This is a genomic window from Marmoricola sp. Leaf446, from assembly GCF_001424755.1.
In the GTDB taxonomy this organism is placed as follows: domain Bacteria; phylum Actinomycetota; class Actinomycetes; order Propionibacteriales; family Nocardioidaceae; genus Marmoricola.
Map to the genome: position 1 here is coordinate 216,713 of NZ_LMRF01000003.1, position 22,577 is coordinate 239,289.

At 74.0% G+C, this 22,577-nt stretch carries 22 protein-coding genes; 12 read left to right on the forward strand and 10 right to left on the reverse strand.

Annotated features, from left to right (window positions below):
* The first annotated feature begins 13 nt into the window (after positions 1–13).
* Together ASG49_RS11505 and ASG49_RS11510 are read left to right on the forward strand one after the other, a co-directional pair.
* Complete coding sequence (locus ASG49_RS11505) at positions 14–640, forward strand: alpha-ketoglutarate-dependent dioxygenase AlkB (protein ID WP_056541907.1); 627 nt, start codon at positions 14–16, stop codon at positions 638–640.
* Positions 641–854: 214 nt separating this feature from the next.
* Positions 855–2,135 carry an HNH endonuclease signature motif containing protein gene (locus ASG49_RS11510; RefSeq protein WP_056541910.1) on the forward strand — a complete coding sequence of 427 codons (1,281 nt, stop codon included), beginning with the start codon at positions 855–857 and terminating at the stop codon, positions 2,133–2,135.
* 183 nt (positions 2,136–2,318) lie between these two features.
* Here the strand turns inward: ASG49_RS11510 and ASG49_RS11515 are convergent, their stop codons facing one another.
* Positions 2,319–2,708, reverse strand: a complete 390-nt coding sequence (locus ASG49_RS11515) for a helix-turn-helix domain-containing protein (RefSeq protein ID WP_082534069.1) — start codon at positions 2,706–2,708, stop codon at positions 2,319–2,321.
* Between the two features lie 129 nt (positions 2,709–2,837).
* On the opposite strand from ASG49_RS11515, the gene ASG49_RS11520 reads away from it, so the two are divergent.
* The 10 genes from ASG49_RS11520 (at position 2,838) to ASG49_RS11565 (ending at position 15,293) form a co-directional block, all read left to right on the forward strand.
* Positions 2,838–3,488: an FMN-dependent NADH-azoreductase gene (locus ASG49_RS11520; protein WP_056541912.1), complete on the forward strand. Its 651-nt coding sequence runs from the start codon at positions 2,838–2,840 to the stop codon at positions 3,486–3,488.
* A gap of 160 nt (positions 3,489–3,648) precedes the next feature.
* Positions 3,649–5,169 (forward strand): MFS transporter, encoded by a 1,521-nt coding sequence (locus tag ASG49_RS11525; protein WP_082534060.1) that lies wholly within the window; start codon positions 3,649–3,651, stop codon positions 5,167–5,169.
* A gap of 7 nt (positions 5,170–5,176) precedes the next feature.
* On the forward strand, positions 5,177–7,261 hold the full coding sequence (locus tag ASG49_RS11530; protein ID WP_056541916.1) for a molybdopterin oxidoreductase family protein: 2,085 nt from the start codon (positions 5,177–5,179) through the stop codon (positions 7,259–7,261).
* A gap of 14 nt (positions 7,262–7,275) precedes the next feature.
* Complete coding sequence (locus tag ASG49_RS11535) at positions 7,276–8,652, forward strand: FAD-dependent oxidoreductase (RefSeq protein WP_255355128.1); 1,377 nt, start codon at positions 7,276–7,278, stop codon at positions 8,650–8,652.
* A 42-nt stretch (positions 8,653–8,694) separates the two neighbouring features.
* Positions 8,695–11,241 carry a nitrite reductase large subunit NirB gene (nirB, locus tag ASG49_RS11540; RefSeq protein WP_056542054.1) on the forward strand — a complete coding sequence of 849 codons (2,547 nt, stop codon included), beginning with the start codon at positions 8,695–8,697 and terminating at the stop codon, positions 11,239–11,241.
* Complete coding sequence (nirD, locus tag ASG49_RS11545; protein ID WP_056541919.1) at positions 11,238–11,636, forward strand: nitrite reductase small subunit NirD; 399 nt, start codon at positions 11,238–11,240, stop codon at positions 11,634–11,636. Before nirB ends, nirD begins: the two co-directional genes overlap by 4 nt.
* Positions 11,633–12,754 carry a uroporphyrinogen-III synthase gene (locus ASG49_RS11550; RefSeq protein WP_056541922.1) on the forward strand — a complete coding sequence of 374 codons (1,122 nt, stop codon included), beginning with the start codon at positions 11,633–11,635 and terminating at the stop codon, positions 12,752–12,754. Before nirD ends, ASG49_RS11550 begins: the two co-directional genes overlap by 4 nt.
* Positions 12,751–13,479, forward strand: a complete 729-nt coding sequence (locus tag ASG49_RS11555; protein WP_056541925.1) for a sirohydrochlorin chelatase — start codon at positions 12,751–12,753, stop codon at positions 13,477–13,479. The genes ASG49_RS11550 and ASG49_RS11555 overlap by 4 nt, the downstream gene beginning before the upstream one ends.
* A gap of 79 nt (positions 13,480–13,558) precedes the next feature.
* Positions 13,559–14,761 (forward strand): MFS transporter, encoded by a 1,203-nt coding sequence (locus ASG49_RS11560; RefSeq protein ID WP_056541928.1) that lies wholly within the window; start codon positions 13,559–13,561, stop codon positions 14,759–14,761.
* 121 nt (positions 14,762–14,882) lie between these two features.
* On the forward strand, positions 14,883–15,293 hold the full coding sequence (locus ASG49_RS11565; protein WP_156384305.1) for a hypothetical protein: 411 nt from the start codon (positions 14,883–14,885) through the stop codon (positions 15,291–15,293).
* On the opposite strand, the gene ASG49_RS11570 is transcribed toward ASG49_RS11565, so the two are convergent.
* The 9 genes from ASG49_RS11570 to thrC form a co-directional block, all read right to left on the reverse strand.
* Positions 15,275–15,697, reverse strand: a complete 423-nt coding sequence (locus ASG49_RS11570; protein ID WP_235562033.1) for a MauE/DoxX family redox-associated membrane protein — start codon at positions 15,695–15,697, stop codon at positions 15,275–15,277. The genes ASG49_RS11565 and ASG49_RS11570 overlap by 19 nt on opposite strands.
* Positions 15,694–16,206: an SRPBCC family protein gene (locus ASG49_RS11575; protein WP_056541934.1), complete on the reverse strand. Its 513-nt coding sequence runs from the start codon at positions 16,204–16,206 to the stop codon at positions 15,694–15,696. The genes ASG49_RS11570 and ASG49_RS11575 overlap by 4 nt, the downstream gene beginning before the upstream one ends.
* Before the next feature lie 243 nt (positions 16,207–16,449).
* Positions 16,450–18,078: a chaperonin GroEL gene (groL, locus tag ASG49_RS11580; protein ID WP_056541937.1), complete on the reverse strand. Its 1,629-nt coding sequence runs from the start codon at positions 18,076–18,078 to the stop codon at positions 16,450–16,452.
* Between the two features lie 172 nt (positions 18,079–18,250).
* Entirely contained in the window at positions 18,251–19,090 is an 840-nt protein-coding gene (locus ASG49_RS11585; RefSeq protein ID WP_200936295.1) for an SGNH/GDSL hydrolase family protein, read from the reverse strand.
* Between the two features lie 61 nt (positions 19,091–19,151).
* Positions 19,152–20,045: a RimK family alpha-L-glutamate ligase gene (locus ASG49_RS11590; RefSeq protein ID WP_162244524.1), complete on the reverse strand. Its 894-nt coding sequence runs from the start codon at positions 20,043–20,045 to the stop codon at positions 19,152–19,154.
* A 10-nt stretch (positions 20,046–20,055) separates the two neighbouring features.
* On the reverse strand, positions 20,056–20,529 hold the full coding sequence (locus ASG49_RS11595) for an OsmC family protein (protein ID WP_056541943.1): 474 nt from the start codon (positions 20,527–20,529) through the stop codon (positions 20,056–20,058).
* 7 nt (positions 20,530–20,536) lie between these two features.
* Positions 20,537–21,004, reverse strand: a complete 468-nt coding sequence (locus tag ASG49_RS11600) for a PPOX class F420-dependent oxidoreductase (protein ID WP_056541948.1) — start codon at positions 21,002–21,004, stop codon at positions 20,537–20,539.
* 5 nt (positions 21,005–21,009) lie between these two features.
* On the reverse strand, positions 21,010–21,285 hold the full coding sequence (locus ASG49_RS11605) for a MoaD/ThiS family protein (protein WP_056541951.1): 276 nt from the start codon (positions 21,283–21,285) through the stop codon (positions 21,010–21,012).
* 49 nt (positions 21,286–21,334) lie between these two features.
* The gene (thrC, locus tag ASG49_RS11610) at positions 21,335–22,570 is read right to left on the reverse strand and encodes a threonine synthase (protein WP_056542060.1); all 1,236 of its coding nucleotides are present in this window, start codon (positions 22,568–22,570) and stop codon (positions 21,335–21,337) included.
* Between the last annotated feature and the right edge of the window lie 7 nt (positions 22,571–22,577).

The following is a 22,577-nucleotide window of genomic DNA, read 5'->3' on the forward strand; positions in this document are numbered from 1 at the left end:
TACGCTGGGCCGCATGTCCGTGGACTTCCAGGCCTCGCTGTTCGAGGGCTCGCACGTGGGCGTCGGCCCGCTCGCGGGGCGGGTGCGGCGCACCGAGCTGAGCCGCGGCGCGTGGGTGGACCTGCTGCCCGGCTGGTTCGAGGGCGCCGACCAGGTCTTCGAGGACCTCGTCGCGCGGATCCCCTGGCGCGCCGAGAAGCGGCCGATGTACGACGGCGTCGTCGACGTGCCCCGACTGCTCCACACCTACGGCATTGGCGACCCGCTGCCCCACCCGGCGCTGGTCGAGGCGCGCGAGGCGCTGTCGGCCCACTACGCGCCGGAGCTGGGCGAGCCGTTCGTGACGGCCGGCTGCTGCTACTACCGCGACGGCCGCGACTCGGTCGCCTGGCACGGCGACGACCTCGGCCGCGGCCGGACCGTCGACACGATGGTCGCCATCGTCTCCTTCGGCTCCCCGCGCAAGCTGCAGCTGCGACCCGTCGGCGGACAGCTCGCCGTCAGCCACGCCCTGGGCCACGGCGACCTCGTCGTGATGGGCGGCTCGTGCCAGCGCACCTGGGAGCACGCCGTGCCCAAGACCGCGCGACCGGTCGGACCCCGCATCAGCGTGCAGTTCCGGCCGCGCAACGTGTTCTGAGGGGCGGCGGCGCCGGGCGCGGCCCCGGCCGGTCGAGGAGGTCGCGCAGCGACCGTCACGGGACCGGCCGACCCCGGCCCCGGAGGAGGGACGAAGTCCCGTCTCGAAAGGCCATGCGGACCGGCCGCAATCTTTCGAGGAGTCGTGTCCAGATCCCGGTCAAAAGGCCAGGTCAGCGTCTGGTTCTGTCAGTGGTCGGTGCTTGGATTGGTCTATGCGCGACCAGGTCGAGACCCCCACCAGCGGGCACCCGCTGGCGGAGTTCACGACCCGGCTCCGGGACCGGTTGGACGCGCTGACCGACCCCGCCCAGTCGCGTCCGGTGTGGGCCCTGGACGCCGCCGAGCAGCGGCACGTGCTGACCGAGCTAGCCGCCGCCACCGCCCAGCTGGAGGCACTGCGGCTGCAGGTCCTCGCCGAGGCCGACCGCTCCGGCGCCACCGGAGCCGAGGCGTCCGCCTCGGCCGCCGAGTGGGTCGCAAGTCAGACCCGGCAGCGCCGCAGCCACGCCCGCTCCGACCTCAAGCTTGCACGATCGCTGGAGCAGCACCAGCCCACCGCGAGTGGCTTGGCCGCCGGCGTCGTCAACGCCGACCAGGCCCGCGTCATCGTCCGCTCCGTCGACCGGCTCCCGATCGACGGCGACTTCGCCATCGACCCCGACCGGCGGCTCGCCGCGGAGCACCACCTCGTCGCCCTCGCGCGCCACCACGACGCAAAGGACCTCGAGGTCCTCGGAGCTCGGGTGTTCGAGGTGATCGCACCCGACCTGGCCGAGGCCTACGAAGGCCGCCTGCTCGTAGCCCAGGAAGCCGTGGCCGCGCGCAAGACCAGCCTCACGATGTCGGACTCCGGCGACGGCCAGGTTCGTGGCAGGTTCACCATCCCTGCGCTGCACGGCGCGATCCTCTCCAAGGCCATCCTCGGGCTCGCCTCACCCGCCCGGTCCGACGACGTCGTCATCGACCCCGACCTCCCGACACCAGTACGCCACGGTGTCGCGTTCACCCAGCTCCTTGAAGCCCTGCCCGCCGACGGCCTCCCCACCGTCGCCGGCGGCGACATCACCGTCGTGGTCACGATGCGCCACGACCAGCTGCTGGCCGACCTGGCGTCCGTCGGCGTCGCCACGCTGGACACCGGCACCCGCATCTCCGCCGGCGAAGCGAGACGCCTGGCGTGCGCCCACCGGATCCTGCCCGCCGTCCTCGACGGAGCATCGGTCCCCCTCGACCTGGGCCGGTCACGTCGGCTGCACACCAGGACCCAACGGCTGGCGCTGGCGCAGCGCGACCGCGGCTGCACCGCCCAGGGCTGCGACAAGCCACCCGCGATGTGCCACGCCCACCACGACCACCCCTGGTCAGCAGGAGGGGGCACCAGCCTCGACAATGGCCGGCTGCTCTGCGGTCACCACCACCGCCGCGTCCACGACCCGGCATACCACCACCACCTCACCCCCGACGGCACCCTCGAGTTCCGCCGGCGGGAGTGAGGCCCGGCGGGTCTCGTGACGGTCGCAGAGCGACCTCCTCGACCACCCGGCACGCGCGTGCGCGATTTTCTCGACCACCCGGCGCGCGCGTGCACGACCTCCTCGACCACCCGGGCGTTGCCCACGCGCCCGTCGAGACAGGACTCCGTATCTCCTCAGGGGCCGAGGCCGCCGTGGGCGGACCTAGCAGCCCGCCGGCGGCGGACCGAGGTCGAGGTGGTCGCGGGCCCACGTCATCAGGTCCTGCAGGACCGGCACCAGCGCGACGCCCCGCGGCGCCAGCCGGTAGTGCACCGCCACCGGCGGCCCCTCGTCGACCTCGCGCACCACGAGCCCGGCCGCGGTCAGCCCCGCGAGCCGGTCGGCGAGCACCGAGTCGCTGATCCCGGTCGCCCGGCGCACCTCGGCGAAGCCTGCTGGCCCCTCCATCAGCGACCCCAGGATGACGCCGTTCCAGCGCTTGCCCAGCAGCTCGAAGGCGTGGCCGAGCGCGGCGTCGCAGAGCGGGGCGGAGTGGCCGGACGCCCCGTCGGCGCGGGTCTCCCCCGCGCGCACGTCGACGTCCCCGGCCATGGACCCAGGGTAGTTCAGCGCGCCGACCCCCACAGATCCGCTCGGAGCGGGAATGTCGCTTCGTATTTCGATGTTGCTCCTGATCTAGAAGCGCTTCGACCAGCGACGCGCCCCACCCCGGGAGACACCGTGACCCTGTTCCGACTCGACGCCAGCATCCTGCCCGCCACCTCCTCCAGCCGCGAGATCGCCGACCTCGTGGAGCAGGAGTGGGCCGCCCAGCACCCCCACGACGAGGTCATCCGCCGTCACGTCGGCTCGCAGCCGCTGCCCGCGGAGGCCTGGGCCGACGCCGTCACCGCCGGTTTCACCCCCGAGGACGAGCGCAGCGAGGGCCAGCAGCGCGCCGTCGCGCTCGCCGCCGAGCTGGTCGAGGAGCTCACCACCGCCGACGCCGTGCTGCTTGCGGTCCCGCTCTACAACTTCGGCGTCTCCCAGCACGTCAAGGCGTGGATCGACCTCGTCATCGCCGGCTCCGAGCCCGGCGCCCCGTTGCTCCAGGGCAAGCCCGTCGTGCTCGCCACCGTCCGGGGCGGGGCCTACGGCGCCGGCACCCCGCGCGAGGGCTGGGACCACTCCACGGCCTACCTGCGCCGCATCCTCGAGGACGTGTGGCAGGCCGACCTGACGCTGGTCGAGCGCGAGTTCACCCTCGTCGGGGTCAACCCGGCCCTCGACGAGTTCACCGACCTCGCCGCGGAGATGCAGCGCAAGGCGCACTCCGCCGCCCGTGAGGCCGGCGCCGCGCTCGGCGTCCCCGCGGAGGACCTCGCCTCCTGAGGGTTCGTCGGTCGGGCTCGACCGACGGCGGGCGGGCGTGAGGCGGTGAGGCCCGTGAGGTCGTGAGCACAAGTTGACGTTCGTGTCTTCGCGGGCGTGACAACGGCGAAACACCGGACGACGACTGTTCGGGGCACCCCCACACCACAGGAGTGCCTCCATGGCCACGACGCAATCGCAGCCCGACCTCACCGCGGCGCCGCAGCCAACCACCCCCACCCCGCCCTCCGGGAGCGGCCGCCGCACCGGTCGCTGGATCGACGACTGGCGTCCCGAGGACACCGACTTCTGGGAGAGCGGCGGCAAGCAGGTCGCCCGCCGCAACCTGGTCTGGTCGATCTTCGCCGAGCACCTCGGCTTCTCGGTCTGGCTGATCTGGAGCGTCAGCTCCGCGTTCCTGCTGGCCCAGGGCTTCACCTTCACCCCGCAGCAGCTGTTCTTCCTGGTGGCGCTGCCCAACCTGGTCGGCTCGCTGCTGCGGCTGCCCTACACCTTCGCCGTGCCGGCGTTCGGCGGCCGCAACTGGACGATCGCCAGCGCCGCGCTGCTGCTGGTCCCGACGATCGGGTTCGCGATCGCGGTGGGCAACCCCGCGACGCCGTACTGGGTGTTCTGCCTGATCGCGGCCACCGCGGGCTTCGGTGGCGGCAACTTCGCCAGCTCGATGGCCAACATCAACTTCTTCTACCCGACCGCGAAGAAGGGCGCCGCGCTCGGGCTCAACGCCGCGGGCGGCAACCTGGGCGTCTCGCTGATCCAGTTCTTCCTGCCGGTCGTGGTCGGCGGCGCCGGCATCTTCGGGCTGGTCAAGGCCAGCGAGGGCGGGATCCACCTCGAGCGGGCGGGGTGGCTGTACGCCGGCCTGGCCGTCGTCGCCACGCTCGCGGCGTACCTGTTCATGGACAACCTCGGCACCGCCAAGTCCAGCCCCCGCGAGCAGCTCAAGGTCGTCACCCAGAAGCACACCTGGGTGATGGCGGTGCTCTACATCGGCACCTTCGGGTCGTTCATCGGCTACTCCGCCGCGATGCCGCTGCTGATCAAGCTCAACTTCTGGGTGCCCGAGCCGGCGCCGCTCGGCACCGGCATCTACTTCGCCTACTACGCCTTCCTCGGCGCGCTGGTGGGCTCGCTGACCCGCCCGTTCGGCGGCTGGCTCGCCGACAAGTACGGCGGCGCCAAGGTGACCCTCGCCGCGTTCGCCGGGATGATCGTGTTCACCCTGGGCGTGCTCGCGACGCTGCTGCAGCTGACCCCGAACCCCACCGCCGACCCGGGGATCGCCGCGGACAACCAGAGCCTGTTCCCGGTGTTCCTCGGCTTCTTCCTGCTGGTCTTCGCCTCGACCGGCATCGGCAACGGCTCGACCTACAAGATGATCCCCGCGATCTGGCGCGCCGGCGCCGTCGCCGCCACCGAGGCCGGCACCCCCGAGCGCAACCGGGCGCTGCTCACCTCCACCCGGCAGGCCTCCTCGGCGCTCGGCGTCATCGGGGCGGTGGGCGCGATCGGCGGCTTCCTGATCCCGCTCGCCTTCAGCGCCCCGTGGGTCGACAGCCCGCTGCAGGCCACCCAGGGCGCGTTCGTGGTGTTCGCCGGCTACTACGTCGTCTGCGCGATCGTCGTCTGGGCGGTCTACCTGCGACGCAGCCGCTCGGCCGTCGGCCGCGTCGAGGTCTGAGCCGGCGATGGACACGCTCACCCACTGCCCCTACTGCTCGCTCCAGTGCGGCATGACCCTTCGAGACGGGCGCGGAGCGCCCTCCTCAGGGACCGGGGACGGGCGCGGCGGGCGCACCCTGGAGGTGCAGCCGTGGCCCGAGTTCCCGGTGAACGAGGGCGGGCTGTGCCGCAAGGGCTGGACGGCGACGGGGCTGCGCGGTCACCGCGAGCGGCTGACGCAGCCGCTGGTGCGCGACCGGGCGACGGGTGAGCTGCGCGCGGCCGGCTGGGACGAGGCGCTCGACCTCGTCGCCGGCCGGCTGCGCGACCTGCAGGTGGAGTCGGGCCCCGACGCGGTCGCGGTGTTCGGCGGCGGCGGGCTGACCAACGAGAAGGCCTACGCGCTCGGCAAGTTCGCCCGGGTCGCGCTACGCACCAGCCAGGTCGACTACAACGGCCGCTGGTGCATGAGCTCGGCCGCGTCGGCGGCCAACCAGGCCTTCGGCCTCGACCGCGGGCTGCCGTTCCCGCTCGCCGACCTCGAGCAGACCGACGTGCTCGTCCTGGTCGGGTCCAACCTGGCCGAGACGATGCCGCCCGCGGCCCGGCACCTCGACCGGCTCCGCGAGCGCGGCGGCACCGTGGTGGTCGTCGACCCCCGTCGTACGCCGACCGCGGACCGCGCCGACGTGCTGCTCCAGCCCGTCCCGGGCACCGACCTCGCGCTGGCGCTGGGCGTGCTGCACCTGCTCGACGCAGCGGGCGCGGTCGACACGGCGTACGTCGAGGCCCGGACCACCGGCTTCGAGCCGGTCCGCGAGGTGACGGCCGGCTGGTGGCCCGAGCGGGTCGAGCGCGTGACCGGCGTGCCCGCCACCGAGCTGCGGGCGCTGGCCACGCTGCTGGCCGGGGCCGAGCGCGTCACCGTGCTGACCGCCCGCGGCGCCGAGCAGCACGCCCAGGGCACCGCGACCGTGCTCGGCTGGATCGACGTCGCGCTGGCGCTCGGCATGCCCGGGAGGCCGTACGCCGGCTACGGCTGCCTCACCGGGCAGGGCAACGGCCAGGGCGGCCGCGAGCACGGCCAGAAGGCCGACCAGCTGCCCGGCTACCGGATGATCGACGACCCGGCGGCGCGCGACCACGTCGCCCGCGTGTGGGGCGTCGACCCGGCCGACCTGCCGGGGGCCGGGCGATCGGCGTACGAGCTGCTGGACGCCCTCGGCACCCCCGGCGGCCCCCGCGCGCTGCTCGTCCACGGCTCCAACATCGTGGTCTCCGCCCCCCACGCCGGCCACGTCACCGCCCGGCTCGAGGCGCTGGACCTGCTCGTCGTCTGCGACCTGGTGATGAGCGAGACCGCGGCGATCGCCGACGTGGTGCTGCCGGTGACCCAGTGGGCCGAGGAGACCGGCACCATGACCAACCTCGAGGGCCGCGTCGTGCTGCGGCAGCAGGCGACTCCCCCGCCCGAGGGCGTGCGCTCCGACCTCGAGGTGCTGGCCGGGCTGGCCGAGCGGCTCGGGTCGCCGGTGCCGTTCAGCACCGACCCCGAGGAGGTCTTCGCCGAGCTGGGTCGCGCCTCGGCGGGCGGCCGGGCCGACTACAGCGGCATCAGCTACGACCGGATCCGCGAGGAGCACGGGGTTTTCTGGCCCTGCCCGGTCGGATCTGCCGGGACGCCACGGATGTTCACCGAGAGCTTCGCCCACGCCGACGGCCGGGCCCGGTTCGTGGCGGTCGACCACGTCGGCACCGCCGAGCCCACCGACGCGGCGTACCCGCTGCACCTGACCACCGGCCGGGTGCTCGCGCAGTACCAGTCCGGCGCCCAGACCCGTCGGGTCCGCGACCTGCCCGACACCGGCCCCTTCGTCGAGCTGCACCCGATGCTGGCCGCCCGTCTCGGCGCCGTCGACGGCGAGCCGGTGGTCGTCACCACGCGGCGCGGCGAGCTGAAGGCACCGGCCCGGGTGGTCACCACGATCCGGCCCGACACGGTCTTCGTGCCCTTCCACTGGGTCGGCGCCAACCGGCTCACCAACGACGCGCTCGACCCCTCCAGCCGGATGCCGGAGTTCAAGGTCTGCGCCGCGGCGGTGCGCACGTGACAGGCCGGCGCATCGTGGTCGTCGGCTCCGGCATGGCCACCACCCGCCTCGTCGAGGGCCTGGTCGCCCGCGGCGTGGCCGAGCGCGACCAGGTCACCGTGCTCGGCGACGAGCCGCACGCGCCGTACAACCGGATCCTGCTCTCCGCGGTCCTCGAGGGCACCCACCGTCCCGAGGCGCTCACGCTCCGCTCGCCGGCCTGGTACGCCGCGCACGGCGTCGAGCTGCGCCTGGGCGCCCGCGTGCTCGACGTCGACCGGGAGCGTCGCGAGGTGATGCTGGTCGACGGCGAGCGGTTCGGCTACGACGTGCTCGTCCTGGCCACCGGCTCGATCCCGAGCCTGCCGCCGATCCGCGGCCTGGTCAGGATGGACGGCACCCTGCACCCGGCCGTCCACGCCTTCCGCAGCCTCGACGACTGCCTCCGCCTCGATGCCGCGGTGTCACCCGGGGCCCGCGCGGTCGTCGTCGGCGGTGGCCTGCTGGGCCTCCAGGTCGCCCGGGCGCTCGCGGTCCGCGGGCTCGAGGTCGAGCTCGTCGAGGGCGGGGAGCACCTGCTCCGCAGCCAGGTCGGCCCCCAGGCCGGCCGCATCATCGCCCGTGACCTGGCCCGGCTCGGCACGGCCGTCTACACCGGCGCCCGCGCGGTGAGGCTGACCGACGAGGGGCTGCGGCTGGACAACGGCTACGTGCTCAGCGCCGACCTCGTCGTGCTCACCGCCGGTGGCCGCCCCGCCACGGCGCTGGCCCGGCGCGCCGGCCTGGCCTGCCGCCGCGGCATCCTGGTCGACGACCGGCTCACCACCAGCGACGACCGCGTCCACGCGCTCGGCGACTGCGTCGAGCACGACGGCCAGGTGACCGGGTTCGTGCCGCCGGCCTGGGAGCAGGCGCAGGCGCTGGCCGACCACCTGGCCGGCGACGAGGTGCACTACCCCGGCGCCCGCACCGTCGCCCGGCTGCGCGCCACCGACCTCGAGGTGGCCGTGCTCGGCGACCCCGAGCACGAGCCGGGCGAGGTCGTCGAGGTCAGCAACCCGGTCGTCGGCTCCCACCGCAAGCTGGTCGTGCGCGACGGCGTCGTCGTCGCCGCGACGCTGGTCGGGGACCTCTCACGGATCGGCCTGATCACCCAGCACTACGACCGGCGGACGGTCCTCGGCCCCACCGAGCCCGGCGAGCTGCTGATGGCCGACCGGCCCGCGCACCCCCGCGTGCTGCCCGACGACGCCGAGGCCTGCGTCTGCGCGGGCGTCACCGCCGGCGCGGTGCGCGCCTGCACCTCGCTCGAGCAGGTCCGCGAGACCACCCGGGCCACCACCGGCTGCGGCGGCTGCGCCGAGGCCGTGCGCGGCCTGCTCGCCACCCGCCCCGCCCTCTCGACCACCTAGACCCACCACCCCGGCTCCACCCAGGAAGGGACATCCCCCGTGATGGCACACCAGCGCAAGACCCTCGTCGTCGTCGGCCACGGCATGGTCGGCCACCGCTTCGTGCAGGCCGCCGTCGAGCGCGGCCTGACCGAGACCCACGACGTCGTCGTGGTCGGCCAGGAGACGCGGGCGGCGTACGACCGGGTCGGGCTCACCTCGTTCTTCGAGGTCGGCGCCGAGGCCCTCTCGCTGCTCCCCACCGGGGCGTACGACGACCCGCGCGTCCGTCTCCTCCTCGGCACCGAGGTCCTCGGCATCAACCCCGAGCAGCGCCGCGTCCACTTCGCCGAGGGCGACCTGGAGTACGACGAGCTGGTGCTCGCCACCGGCGCCGCGCCGTTCGTGCCGCCGATCGCCGGCACCGACCTCGACGGGTGCTTCGTCTACCGCACCATCGAGGACCTCGAGGCGATCCGCGACGCGGCGGCCGGCGCCCGAGTCGGGGCCGTCGTCGGCGGCGGCCTGCTCGGGCTGGAGGCCGCGAACGCGCTGGCCCAGCTCGGCCTGGAGACCCACGTGGTCGAGATGGCGCCGCGGCTGATGGCCGTCCAGGTCGACGCCGTCGGCGGCGCCACGCTGACCCGCCACGTCGAGAGGCTCGGGCTGCACGTCCACTGCGAGGCGATGACCAGCGCGGTGACCGGCGAGGCCGGCCGCGTGACCGGGCTGGAGCTCCGGGACGGCGAGCACGTGCCCGCCGAGGTGGTGGTGTTCTCGGCCGGCATCCGGCCGCGGGACGCGCTGGCCCGGGCGGCCGGGCTCGACGTCGCCGAGCGCGGCGGGGTGCTGGTCGACGAGCAGTGCCGCACGTCGGACCCCCACGTGTGGGCGATCGGCGAGTGCGCCGCCCCGGCGGGCCGGATGTACGGCCTGGTCGCCCCCGGCTACGCCATGGCCGAGGTCGTCGTCGACGCGCTGACCGGCGGGCCCGGCACCTTCACCGGCGCCGACATGTCGACCAAGCTCAAGCTGCTGGGCGTCGACGTCGCGTCCTTCGGCGACGCGTTCGCGACCACGCCGGGCGCGCTCGAGCTGGTCTTCTCCGACGCGGTCGCGGGCACCTACAAGAAGCTCGTCATCTCCGAGGACGGCCGCACCCTGCTGGGCGGCATCCTCGTCGGCGACGCGACGGCGTACGGCGTGCTCCGGCCGATGGTCTCCTCCGGCATCGCGCTGCCCGACAACCCCGAGGAGCTGATCCTGCCCGCGGGCCGCGGCGGCGCCGAGCTGGGACTCCCCGACGAGGCGCAGGTGTGCTCGTGCAACGACGTCACCAAGGCCCAGATCGTCGACCACGTCGCCCGCGAGGACGCGCCCTGCGACTCCCCCGCCTGCGTGACGCGGTGCTCGGGCGCGGGCAGCACCTGCGGGTCGTGCAAGCCGGTGGTGAAGAAGATCGTCGAGGACTGGTTCGCCGCCCAGGGCCGCGAGGTCGACACCAGCCTGTGCGAGCACTTCGCGATGACCCGCGCCGAGCTGTTCGAGGTCGTCGCGATCCACGGCTACACCCGCTTCGACGAGATCGTCGCCGCCCACGGCACCGGCCGCGGCTGCGAGGTCTGCAAGCCGGCGGTCGCCTCGGTGCTGGCCAGCCAGCTCAACCACCACGTCCTCGAGGGGCCGCAGCGCACCCTGCAGGACACCAACGACGCCTACCTGGCCAACATCCAGAAGAACGGCACCTACGGCGTGATGCCCCGCATCGCCGGGGGCGAGATCACGCCGGAGAAGCTGATCGTGCTCGGCGAGGTGGCCCGCGACTTCGGGCTCTACACCAAGATCACCGGGGGCCAGCGGATCGACCTGCTGGGGGCCCGCGTCGAGCAGCTGCCGCTGATCTGGAGGCGGCTGGTCGACGCCGGCTTCGAGTCGGGCCACGCCTACGGCAAGTCGCTGCGCACCGTGAAGTCGTGCGTCGGGTCGACCTGGTGCCGCTACGGGGTGCAGGACTCCACCAGCCTGGCGATCATGCTCGAGGAGCGCTACCGCGGTCTGCGCTCGCCCCACAAGCTCAAGTCGGGGGTGAGCGGCTGCGCCCGGGAGTGCGCCGAGGCCCGGAGCAAGGACTTCGGCATCATCGCCACCGAGAAGGGCTGGAACCTCTACGTCGGCGGCAACGGCGGCGCCAGCCCGGTGCACGCCCGGTTGCTCGCCGGCGACCTCGACACCGAGACGCTGGTGCGCTACATCGACCGCTACCTCATGTACTACGTCCGCACCGCCGACCGGCTGCAGCGGACCGCGCCGTGGATCGAGAGCCTCGAGGGCGGGCTCGACCGGCTCCGCGAGGTGGTCGTGGACGACGCGCTGGGACTGGGCACCGAGCTCGAGGCGGCCATGGCCCGCCACGTCGACACCTACTTCGACGAGTGGGCCGCGACCCTGGACGACCCCGACAAGCTGGCGCGGTTCGTCTCCTTCGTCAACGCCCCCGACGTGCCCGACCCCCAGATCAGCTTCACCACCACCCGCGACCAGGTGCAGCCCGCCGAGGTCGACGGCCCCGTCTCGCTCGGCGCCACGATCCCGGTGGGGGCACCCCGATGAGCGCCCCGACGGCCACGTGGACCCCCGTCTGCCGCCTCGGCGACATCGAGGTCGAGGGCGGGGTGGCGGCCCTGGTCGAGGGCCGTGCCGTCGCGGTGTTCCGGACCTGGGCCGACGAGGTGTTCGCGCTGTCCAACTACGATCCCTTCTCACGGGCGTCGGTGCTCTCCCGGGGCATCGTCGGGTCGAGGACCAGCGGCGGGGAGGCGGTCCCGTACGTCGCCTCGCCGATGCACAAGCAGGCCTTCGACCTGCGGTCGGGGCAGTGCCTGGACGACGCGACGGTCGGCGTGCCGACGTACGGCACGAGGGTCGAGGACGGCGTCGTCCTCGTCGGACCCGAGCGGACCACCCAGCGCGAGACCGGCCAGGAGCCGGGGACGGAGGACGAGTGACGCAGCCCGGCGACCGGCCGCTGGCCGGCTACCGCATCGGCGTGACCGCGGCCCGCAAGGCCGAGGAGCAGGTCGCGCTGCTGGAGCGCCGGGGCGCCCACGTCGAGGTCGCGCCCGCGCTCTCGCTCGACCCCCACCGGGTCGACGACACCCAGCTGCGCGCCGCGACCGAGGACGTGCTGGCCCGCCCGCTCGACCTGTTCCTCGCCACCACCGGGATCGGGATGAAGGCGTGGTTCGAGGCGGCCGCCCGCTGGGGGCTGCTGGAGGACCTGCTGGCCCGGATCGGCCAGGCCGAGATCCTGGCCCGCGGCCCCAAGAGCGTCGGCGCACTGCGCCGCTACGGCCTGCGCGAGCTCTGGGCGCCGGAGTCCGAGGAGTTCGAGGACGTGCTCGACCACCTCCGCGGCCGCGACCTGACGGGTCGCCGGATCGTGGTGCAGGAGCACGGCCAGTCGCTGTCGATGGTCGGCCACGCGCTGCGGCGCCGGGGGGCCGACGTGACCACGGTCAGCGTCTACCGCGTCGTCGTCGCCGAGGACCTCGAGCCGGTCTTCGGCCTGATCGACCAGATCGCCGACCGCCGGCTGGACGCCGTCACCTTCACCTCCGCCCCCGCCGTCGCCGCGCTGATGGACGCGGCCGGCTCGACCGGGCGCCGCGACGAGGTGGTCTCGGCCTTCCAGGCCGACGTGGTGGCCTCGTGCGTCGGCCCGGTCACCTCGGCCGCCTTCGAGCTGTGGGGCGTGCCCACGATCTTCCCCGAGCGCTCCCGGCTCGCCGCCATGGTCAAGCAGCTCGAGACCGAGCTGCCCTCGCGGCGCGAGGGGCTCACCCTCGAGCTCGCGAGCGGCCACCAGCTGCTGCTGCACGGCGACGAGGTCCTCGTCGACGGCGTCGAGGTCCGGCTCTCGGCCGCCCCGGCGTCGGTGCTGCAGGCGCTGGTCAGCAACCCCGGCAACGTGGTCTCGCGGCAGGCGCTGCTCGCGATGCTGCCCAGCGGCACCGCCGGCAGCGAGCACGCCGTCGAGATGGCGGTGGCACGGCTGCGGGCCGCGCTGGGCACCCGCGCGGTGCAGACGGTCGTCAAGCGGGGCTACCGGCTGGCGGTCGCGTGAGCGGCCCGGCTGCCGGGTCGCGCCGGCTCGTCACGGTCGCCCACGGCACCCGCAAGGCGGCCGGCAACCGGGTCGCCGTCGGGATCACCCGGCTGGCGGCCGAGCGCCTGGGGTGCGAGGCCGTCACGTCGTACGTCGAGCTGTGCGACCCGCTCCTCACCGAGGTGCTCGCCACCTCGGCGACGCCGACCGTGGTGCTGCCGCTGCTGCTCTCCACCGGCTTCCACCTGCGCCAGGACCTGCCCGCCGCGGTCGCCGGAGCGGGTGGGCCCGTGGTGCTGGGCCGCTCGCTGGGCCCCCACGCGCTGCTCGCCGACGCCCAGGTCGACCAGCTGCGTCGGGCCGGCGCCACCCCCGGCGACCCGCTCGTGATGGTCGCGGCCGGGTCGAGCGACGCCCTCGCCACGCGCGACCTCGACCGTGCCGGCGACCTGCTGGCCCGCGCCTGGGGCGGCCCGGTGCGCGTCGCGACGCTGTCGGGCCTGGGCCACCGCCCCGAGGAGGTGGTGCGCGCGGGCGACCGCGTCTCTCCCTACCTCCTGGCCTCGGGGTTCTTCGCCGACCGCGCCGCCCGCGTCGCCCGCGAGGCCGGGGCGACGCTGGTGGCCGACGTCATCGGGCCGCACCCGCTCGTGGTCGACCTCGTCGTACGCCGCACCCGGGCGCTGTTCTCCATCGACCCGGCCGACCTGCACGAGAGCGCCGACACGGCTCCCCTCGGCTAGGCTCGGACCTGCTCAGGGGTCAGGTGCGTCAGTGGTGGGGTGGCGCGCACCGTCCTGCCGCATCCCCGGAGCCCCTCGCATGACCACCACGTCCCACCCCGCCCGTCGCACCTCGTTGGTGGGCGTCGCCCGCGCCGGCGGCCGTGACTTCCTCGTCCTCGACGCCGCGGCCCGGCTGCCGACCGCGATGCTGCCGCTCGGTCTGCTGCTGCTCGTCGCCGACCGCACCGGCTCCTACGGCACCGGCGGGCTCGCCGTCGCCGCTCTCAGCCTGGGCGGCGCCGCGGGCGGTCCCCTCGTCGGCGCGCTCGCCGACCGGCTCGGGCAGCGGCGTGTGGCTCTGGTCGTCACCCTGGTCCAGGCCACGGCGCTGCTGACCCTGCTGGTCTCGACGCCGCCGCTCCCGCTGCTGCTGGGGCTCGGCGCGGTCGTCGGGCTCGCCAACCCCCAGATGGGCGCCATGGCCCGCACCCGCTGGTCGGCGTTGGGCCGCGGCCGCGACGACGAGCGTGGGTTCGTCTCGGCGGCGATGGCGCTGGAGGGCGCGCTCGACGAGGTCTCGTTCGTGCTCGGCCCGGTGCTGGTGGGCACCCTGGCCGCGCTGGTCGCCCCCGCCGCGCCGCTGTGGCTCGCGCTGGGCCTGGCCGTGGTGGCCCACCTCGGGTTCGGCCTGCACCGCAGCGCGCTGGGGGCGCGGCCCCGTCGCTCGCCCCACGCCGCCCACAGCCCGCTGCCCGTCGCACGGCTGGCGGTGCTGCTGCTCGCCCTCGGCTCGGTCGGCGTGGTCTTCGGCGCCTCCCAGACCGGGCTCGCGGCCCGGCTGGCGCTCACCGGCGACGACGCGCTGACCGGGCTGGTCTACGGGGTCGGGGCCGTCGGCTCGGCGGTCACCGCCCTGCTCACCACCCGGCTGCCCGAGCGCGTCGGCCACGAGCTGCGGATCGTCGTCTCGGGCGTCGCCATGGTGGCGGCCGGCCTGCTGCTCGCGGCCGCCTCGACGCCCCTCGCCCTGGCCGGCGCGATGCTGCTGCTCGGCACCGCGCTGGCGCCGACGCTGATCAGCGGCTACGCCCTCGCCGAGCGGCTGGCCCCTCCGGACTGGGCCACCACCACCATGACGGCGCTGTCGACCGCCAACGTCGTCGGCGTCGCGGCCGGCGCCGCCGCGGCGGGCGGCCTGGTCGACGGCACCGGACCCACGGCGGCCCTGCTCGTCGTCGCGGCCGCGGGCGCGGCCGTGCTCGGCGCCGGTCTGCTCGCACGGCGTACGACCTCGGCCTGACGGGTCTCCGACACCGCCGGCCGGATCCTCGCGTTCGACCCTCACCGGGGGCGCGGCTGCGCCATCCTGGCCGCGACGCCCGGTCAGCAGCGGTTCGGGCGCTGGCCCTGGGGAGCACGGCATGCGCAGGAGACTCGGTACGGCGCTCGCGGCGGCGGCGATGGTCGTGGCCGTGGCGGGCTGCGGCGGCGGCTCCTCGTCGCAGGGGTCCGAGGGGTCCTCGGGGGCATCCTCCGAGGACTCGTCCCAGGCCGCCGAGGAGAGCGAGTCACCTGCTCCCGAGGCCGACGGCGGCGGCGACAGCCCCACCGTCGAGGAGCTCGCAGCCGACATCGAGGCGTCGAGCGACGGGACCGGCACCGCCGAGGACTACCGGTGCCTGGCCCAGGTCATGATCGACAACAACGTCCCGCCCGACAAGGTCGAGGCGATCCTGAGCGACGACCCGAACAGCCTCGGCGACGAGGAGGCCGTGAAGCTGCTCGACCAGCTCGGCCCCGACCTCGGCAGGTGCTACGGCGTGGGCGGCTGACGCGTCCCGGAGCCTGCGCTCCACAGCCGCCACGTCCACCAGACCAGCGGCAGCTGGAGGGGCAGGCGCACCAGCGTCCCGACGAGGTACGCCGTGCTCGCCTCGCCCGCGCCGTGGTCGGACCACGCCACCCAGGTCTGCCACAGGTTGCCCGGGAACACCGCGACCAGCAGCAGCGCGGCCGCCAGGCCACCGAGCCGCCGGGTGCGGGGCAGCAGCATCAGCAGCGCGCAGGCCAGCTCGAGCACGCCGGAGACGACCACGACCACGGTCTGTGCCGGCAGGAAGTCGGGCACCTGCGCCTCGAAGGCCGAGGGCCGCACCAGGTGCAGCACGCCGGACGCCGTGAACAGCACGACCACGACCCAGGCCCAGCGCAGCCGCGGGACCGCCTCACGGGTCACGCGGCGCCGTCGAGGTCGGCCTTGAGCGCGGCCAGGGTGCGGGCGATGTTGCGGCGCTGGAACTGCGCGAAAGGACGCCCCGCCGCCGCCCGGTCGAACGCGTTCGCCAGCCAGGTCGGCCAGCTCCGCCGCCCGTCGGACCAGGTCTCGGTCACCCGGGTCCCGCCCGTGACGGGCTCGAGCACGTAGTCCCACCGGGCGACCTTCACCCGCAGCCGTGGGCTGCCCACGCCCCACCCGACGACGTCGAAGCAGAACCGCTCGCCCGGCACCGAGTGGCGTACGACGCACCGGGTGACCCACCGCGCCCGCCCGCGACGGTTCGTCCCCGAGAACGACTCGCCCTCGGCGAGCGGACGACCGCCGTCGGCCGTGTCGCCCTCGAGCCGGGCGCCGGTGTTCTCCGGACTCCACCGGGGCATCTGGGTGGGGTCGGCCAGCTGCGTCCAGATGACCGACGCCGGGGCGTCGACCACCACGCTGTCGCTGACGGTCAGGTCGCGGGTCACGGGTCTCCTCGGGGCGGGGTGGGCGAGGGTGGGCGAGGGTGGGGAGCCTAGCCAGCGGTGCGCCGAGCGGCGTACGACGCCCTGCTCGGCAGCCTTTCCCTCACCTTGGCGGGCATCGCGACGCCTGCCAGGCACCAGTTTCCCCGGACGTCCGGGGAACCAGCAGCCCCGGGAACGCCGCAAGGCCCCGGCGGTGAGAGGCCGGGGCCTTGCGGGTGGATCAGGTGGAGCGAGTGGCTGGACTCAGAAGTCCATGCCGCCCATGCCGCCGGAGGGGTCGCCACCCATGGGGGCGGCCTTCTCGGGCTTGTCGGCCACGACGGCCTCGGTGGTGAGGAACAGCGCGGCGATCGACGCGGCGTTCTGCAGCGCCGAGCGGGTGACCTTGGCGGGGTCGATGATGCCCTCGGCGATCATGTCGACGTACTCGCCGTTGGCCGCGTTGAGACCGTGGCCGGGGGTCAGGTTGCGCACCTTCTCCGCCACGACGCCGCCCTCGAGGCCGGCGTTGACCGCGATCTGCTTCAGCGGGGCCTCGGTCGCCACGCGGACGATGTTGGCGCCGGTGGCCTCGTCACCCTCGAGGTCGAGCTTCTCGAACGCGGAGGCAGCAGCCTGGACGAGCGCCACGCCACCGCCGGCGACGATGCCCTCCTCGACGGCCGCCTTGGCGTTGCGGACGGCGTCCTCGATGCGGTGCTTGCGCTCCTTGAGCTCGACCTCGGTGGCCGCGCCGACCTTGATGACCGCGACGCCGCCGGCCAGCTTGGCCAGGCGCTCCTGCAGCTTCTCGCGGTCGTAGTCGGAGTCGCTCTTGTCGATCTCGTTGCGGATCTGGTTGACGCGACCGGCGATCTGGTCGGCGTCGCCCACACCCTCGACGATGGTGGTCTCGTCCTTGGTGACGACGACCTTGCGGGCCTGGCCGAGCAGCTCGATACCGGCGGACTCCAGCTTGAGGCCGACGTCCTCGGAGATGACCTGGCCACCGGTGAGGATGGCGATGTCCTGCATCATCGCCTTGCGACGGTCACCGAAGCCGGGGGCCTTGACGGCGACCGACTTGAAGGTGCCGCGGATCTTGTTGACGACCAGGGTCGAGAGCGCCTCGCCCTCGATGTCCTCGGCGATGATCAGCAGGGGCTTGCCCGACTGCATGATCTTCTCGAGCAGCGGGAGCAGGTCCTTGACCGTGGAGACCTTGGAGTTGGCGATGAGGATGTAGGGGTCGTCGAGGACGGCCTCCATGCGCTCCGGGTCGGTCATGAAGTACTGCGAGATGTAGCCCTTGTCGAAGCGCATCCCCTCGGTCAGCTCGAGGTCCAGCCCGAAGGTGTTGGACTCCTCGACCGTGATGACGCCTTCCTTGCCGACCTTGTCCATCGCCTCGGCGATGGCCTCGCCGACGGTGGCGTCAGCGGCGGAGATCGACGCGGTCGCGGCGATCTGCTCCTTGGTCTCGACGTCCTTGGCCATGCCGAGCAGCTGCTCGGAGACCGAGGCGACGGCCTGCTCGATGCCGCGCTTGAGCGCCATCGGGTTGGCGCCGGCCGCGACGTTGCGCAGGCCCTCGCGGACCATGGCCTGGGCCAGAACGGTGGCGGTGGTGGTGCCGTCGCCCGCGACGTCGTCGGTCTTCTTGGCGACCTCCTTGACGAGCTCGGCACCGATCTTCTCGTAGGGGTCCTCGAGCTCGATCTCCTTGGCGATGGAGACACCGTCGTTGGTGATCGTGGGGGCGCCCCACTTCTTCTCCAGGACGACGTTGCGGCCCTTGGGACCGAGCGTGACCTTGACCGCGTCGGCGAGGGTGTTCATCCCGCGCTCGAGACCGCGGCGGGCCTCTTCGTTGAAAGCAATCAGCTTCGGCATGACTCTGGTGGTTCCTCACGCTAAGTGAATGGATGGCCCACGTCGTCGCCCGCGACGGACGGTCCGGACCGACCCGGCGTACCCTTCACGCCGGCGCTGCCTGACCTCGACTCGGTGGCCATGTGCGGTGCTGTGCTGGTGGCACTCTCACGAGGAGAGTGCCAGTGCATTTTTAGCACTCGCCCCCAGCGAGTGCAAACGTCGCCCCCGCCTCGCGGCAGGGTCGTGCCAGGGCCGCCTCGAGGTGCGGCACCAGCGCCTGCGCGGTGCGCTGGTAGCCCACCGAGGACGGGTGGAACCGGTCCAGGCTGAACATCACGTCGGGCTCGCGCACGAAGTGGTGGCCCACCGCCTCGGAGAGCGACACCACGGTCGCGCCCAGCGGGGCCACGCCCCGGGCCTGCGCGGCGGCGAGCTGGCGCGAGGCGCGCGAGGCCAGCCCGCGCAGCGGCTGCCGCAGCGGCCGCAGCATGCCGAGGTCGGGACAGGTGCCCACCACGACGTGCGCCCCGAGCTCCTGCAGCGCCTCGACGCACGCCACGAGGTGGGCCACGGACTCCGCGACGGGCACCCGGTGGGTGACGTCGTTGCCGCCGACGACGACCACCGCCAGGTCGGGGCGGTACGCCGGCGGCAGCCCGGCCACCTGGTCGACCAGCGCGCTGCTCTCCGAGCCCACGACCGCGGCCGTGCGCAGCCGCACCGCGCGACCGGTGCGCTTGGCCGTCCCCCGGGCGAGCCGGGCGCCCAGGGTCTCGCGCGGCCGGTCGGCACCCAGCCCGGCCGCGATGGAGTCGCCCAGCACCAGCAGGTCCACCCGGTCGCCCTGCTTCTTCTTCCACGTCCGGTCGGCCACCAGCGCGTCCTCGCCCAGCGGCTTGCCGATCAGCTCGCGGGCGTGGGCCGCCTGCCGGGCCAGCAGCCCCCGGCCGCCCAGGGCGACCGAGCCCGCGAGCGCCGCGAGTCCCGCGGTCAGGGCGAGGGCGGCGGGGCGGCGTACGGGAACGGACACGGGCGCAGTGGACCCCGGTCACCGCAACGGCCGGGCAACGCGGTGTGACGCCCGGCTGAACTCAGCGGCCCGGGCGCCCGCGCGCCACCCGGTCGGCGACCAGCGCCGCGAACGCCTCGGCGTTGCCGGGGAGCACGTCGAGGTAGAGGCCGGGCTCGGTCACCTCGAGCTCGCTCACCGCGAGCCGACCGTCGGCCAGGCGCATCTGGTCGACCCGGGCGTAGTCGAGCGGGCGGCCGAGGAGCTCCCCCGCCGCCGCGACCGTACGACGCGCCAGGTCGGCCGCCTCCTCGGTCACCGGGACGGCGACCGTGCGGCCGCCGTACTGCTCGTGCACCCGGATCTCGTCCGCCGCCGGCACCTTGCGGGCCTGGGAGACCACCTCGCCGTCCAGCACGAACACCGAGGTCTCGCCCTCGGTGCGGACCGAGGCGACGAGCGGCTGCACCACCCACGGCCCGGGGCCCAGGCCGGACTCGTCGGTGCCCGAGGGGTCGTCGGTGCCGTCGAAGACCACGACGCCCCGGCCGCCCGCGCCCACCCGCGGCTTCACCACGGCCGACGGCTCCTCGCCGGGCGAGACCTCGGCGATGGCGCAGGGCAGGTCGGGCTCGTCCTCGACCAGCACCGTGGGGACGACGGACACGTGCTCGGCGAGCTGGGCGAGGTAGGCCTTGTCGGTGTTCCAGGCGAAGGTCCCCGCGGAGTTCAGCACCCACGGCAGCGAGGCGGTCCAGGCCAGGAACTCCTCGCGGCGCTGCTCGTAGTCCCAGGTGGCGCGGACCGCGACCAGGCCCTGCGTCCAGTCCACGGCCGGGTCGTCCCAGACCACCCAGCGCGGCTCGAGGCCGTGCGCGCGCAGCGCCGTGGGCAGGTGGTCGGTGCCGGCCTGCTCCTCGCCGTCGGGCAGGCGGGCGCAGGTGGCGAGCAGGACGGTCGGCTTGGAGGTGGCCACGTCCCGCACCCTAGGCGCTGGGGCCGCTCCGGGTCGTGGGCTCGTGGCGCACGGGGAAGGCCACCGAGGAGGCGATGAAGCACGCCGCGGACGCCTCGGCGTGGAGCGAGGCGGCCAGGTCGACCTGGGCGGGGTCGGCGACGGTGACCACCGGGTGCAGCACCACCTCGGTGAAGCGACCGCCGATCCCCTGCTGCTCCATCGTGCCGGTCGCGGCGTCCTCGTAGCCGGTGACCACGACACCGTGGGTGACCGCCACGTGGAGGTAGGACAGCAGGTGGCACTGTGCGAGCGCCGCCAGCAGCAGCTCCTCGGGGTTCCACCGCGACGGGTCGCCTCGGAACGGCCGGTCGGCCGAGCCGAGCAGCTCGGGCTTGCCCTCGGCCCGCAGCGCCACGTCGCGGGCGTAGTCGCGGTAGCCGCTCGTGCCCGTCCCGCGGTCGCCGGTCCAGGTCACCCCGAGCCGGTAGTGGTGGGTCGCCACGCCGGCCTCAGTCGTCGGCGTGCTCGGGCGGGAAGCCGCCGGTCGCGATCGGGCCCCACCGGTCGACGGTCACCCGGATCAGCGACTTGCCCTGCTTCTCCATGGCGTCGCGGTACTCGTCCCAGTCCGGGTGCTCCCCGGAGATGCTGCGGAAGTAGTCGACGAGCGGCTCGCGCGCCTCGGGCATGTCGATGACCTCGGCGGTGCCGTCGAGCTGCACCCAGGGACCGTCCCAGTCGTCGCCCTGGATCATGACCGTCGTGCGCGGGTCGCGGCGCAGGTTGGCGACCTTGGCCCGCCGGGGGTACGTCGAGACCACGACCCGCCCGTCCTCGTCGACCCCGCAGGTGACCGGCGAGAGCTGGGGGCTGCCGTCCTTGCGGGTGGTGACGAGCACGGCCCGGTGCCGCGGCCGGACGAAGTCGAGCAGCTCGTCGCGGCCGACGCGGTCGTTGGTGGCGATCTTGCGGGGCACGGGCCTCAGCCGCCCGCGACGGCGGGGATGATGCTGATCTGGGTGCCGTCGGGGGTGGGGGTGCCGAGCCCGTCGAGGAACCGCACGTCGTCGTTGCCGACGTAGACGTTGACGAAGCGCCGCAGCGAGCCGGTGTCGTCCAGGATGCGCGCCCGGATGCCGCTGTGGTGGGCCTCGAGGTCGTCGAGCACCTCGGCCAGGGTGGCGCCGCCGGCGTCCACCTCGGAGCTGCCGTCGGTGTAGGTGCGCAGGATGGTGGGGATGCGGACGCTGACGCTCATGGATGGCTCCTCGCGGCGGTTCGGCGGGTGGGACGTGCGGTCAGGGGGCTCAGACGACGCCGGAGCCGGTGAAGGCGGCGTACGACGGCTCGATGGTCGCCGCGGCACCGACCCGGTCGGACACCGCGTCGAGGGTCTTCAGGCCCATGCCGGTGTTGATCACCACCGTGTCGAGGGTGGTGTCGAGCTGCCCGGTCTCCACCAGCTTGCGCAGCACCGCGACGGTGGTGCCGCCCGCGGTCTCGGTGAAGATGCCCTCGTTGCGGGCCAGCAGCAGGATGCCCTCGCGGACCTCCTCGTCGGTGACGTCCTCGACGGCGCCGCCGGTCTGGCGGCAGATGTCGAGCACGTAGATGCCGTCGGCGGGGTTGCCGATGGCCAGGCTCTTGGCGATCGTGTCGGGCTTGACCGGGCGGATGGCGTCGACGCCGGCCTTGTAGGCGACCGAGACCGGCGAGCACCCGGTGGCCTGGGCGCCGAAGACGCGGTAGGGCTTGTCCTCGACCAGGCCCAGGGTGATCAGCTCCTGGAAGGCCTTGTGCACCTTGGTCAGCTGCGAGCCGGAGGCGACCGGGATCACGATCTGGTCGGGCAGCCGCCAGCCGAGCTGCTCGGCGATCTCGTAGCCCAGGGTCTTGGAGCCCTCGGCGTAGAACGGGCGGACGTTGACGTTGACGAACGCCCAGCCCTCCTCCTCGCCGGCGATCTCCGAGGCGAGCCGGTTGACGTCGTCGTAGTTGCCGTTCACGGCGACCAGCGAGTCGGTGTAGACGGCCGAGTTGACCTGCTTGGGCTTCTCGAGGTTGCTCGGGATGAACACCACGGTGCGGATGCCCGCGCGGGCACCGGCGGCGGCCACGGCGTTGGCCAGGTTGCCGGTCGAGGGGCAGGCGAAGACCTTGCTGTGGAACTCCACGGCAGCGCTCAGGGCGCAGGCCACGACGCGGTCCTTGAAGGAGTTGGTCGGGTTGGTGGAGTCGTCCTTGACCCAGAGGTTGTCGATGCCGAGCGCGGCGCCGAGGTTGTGGGCCTTGAGCAGCCGGGTGAAGCCGGGCTCCATGTTGGGGCTCTGCTCGATGTCGTCGGGCACCGGGAGCAGCGCCTTGTAGCGCCAGATGTTGCGGGGGCCGGCCTCGATCTGCTCACGGGTCACCTGGGGGAAGGCGTAGGCGATCTCGAGCGGGCCGAAGCACTCCGGACACGCGTAGTGCGGGCCCAGGGCGATCTCGTGGCCGCACTCGCGACAGGCCAGGCCCGTGGCGTTGCCGAAGGCGCCCTCGCGCAGGTCGCTG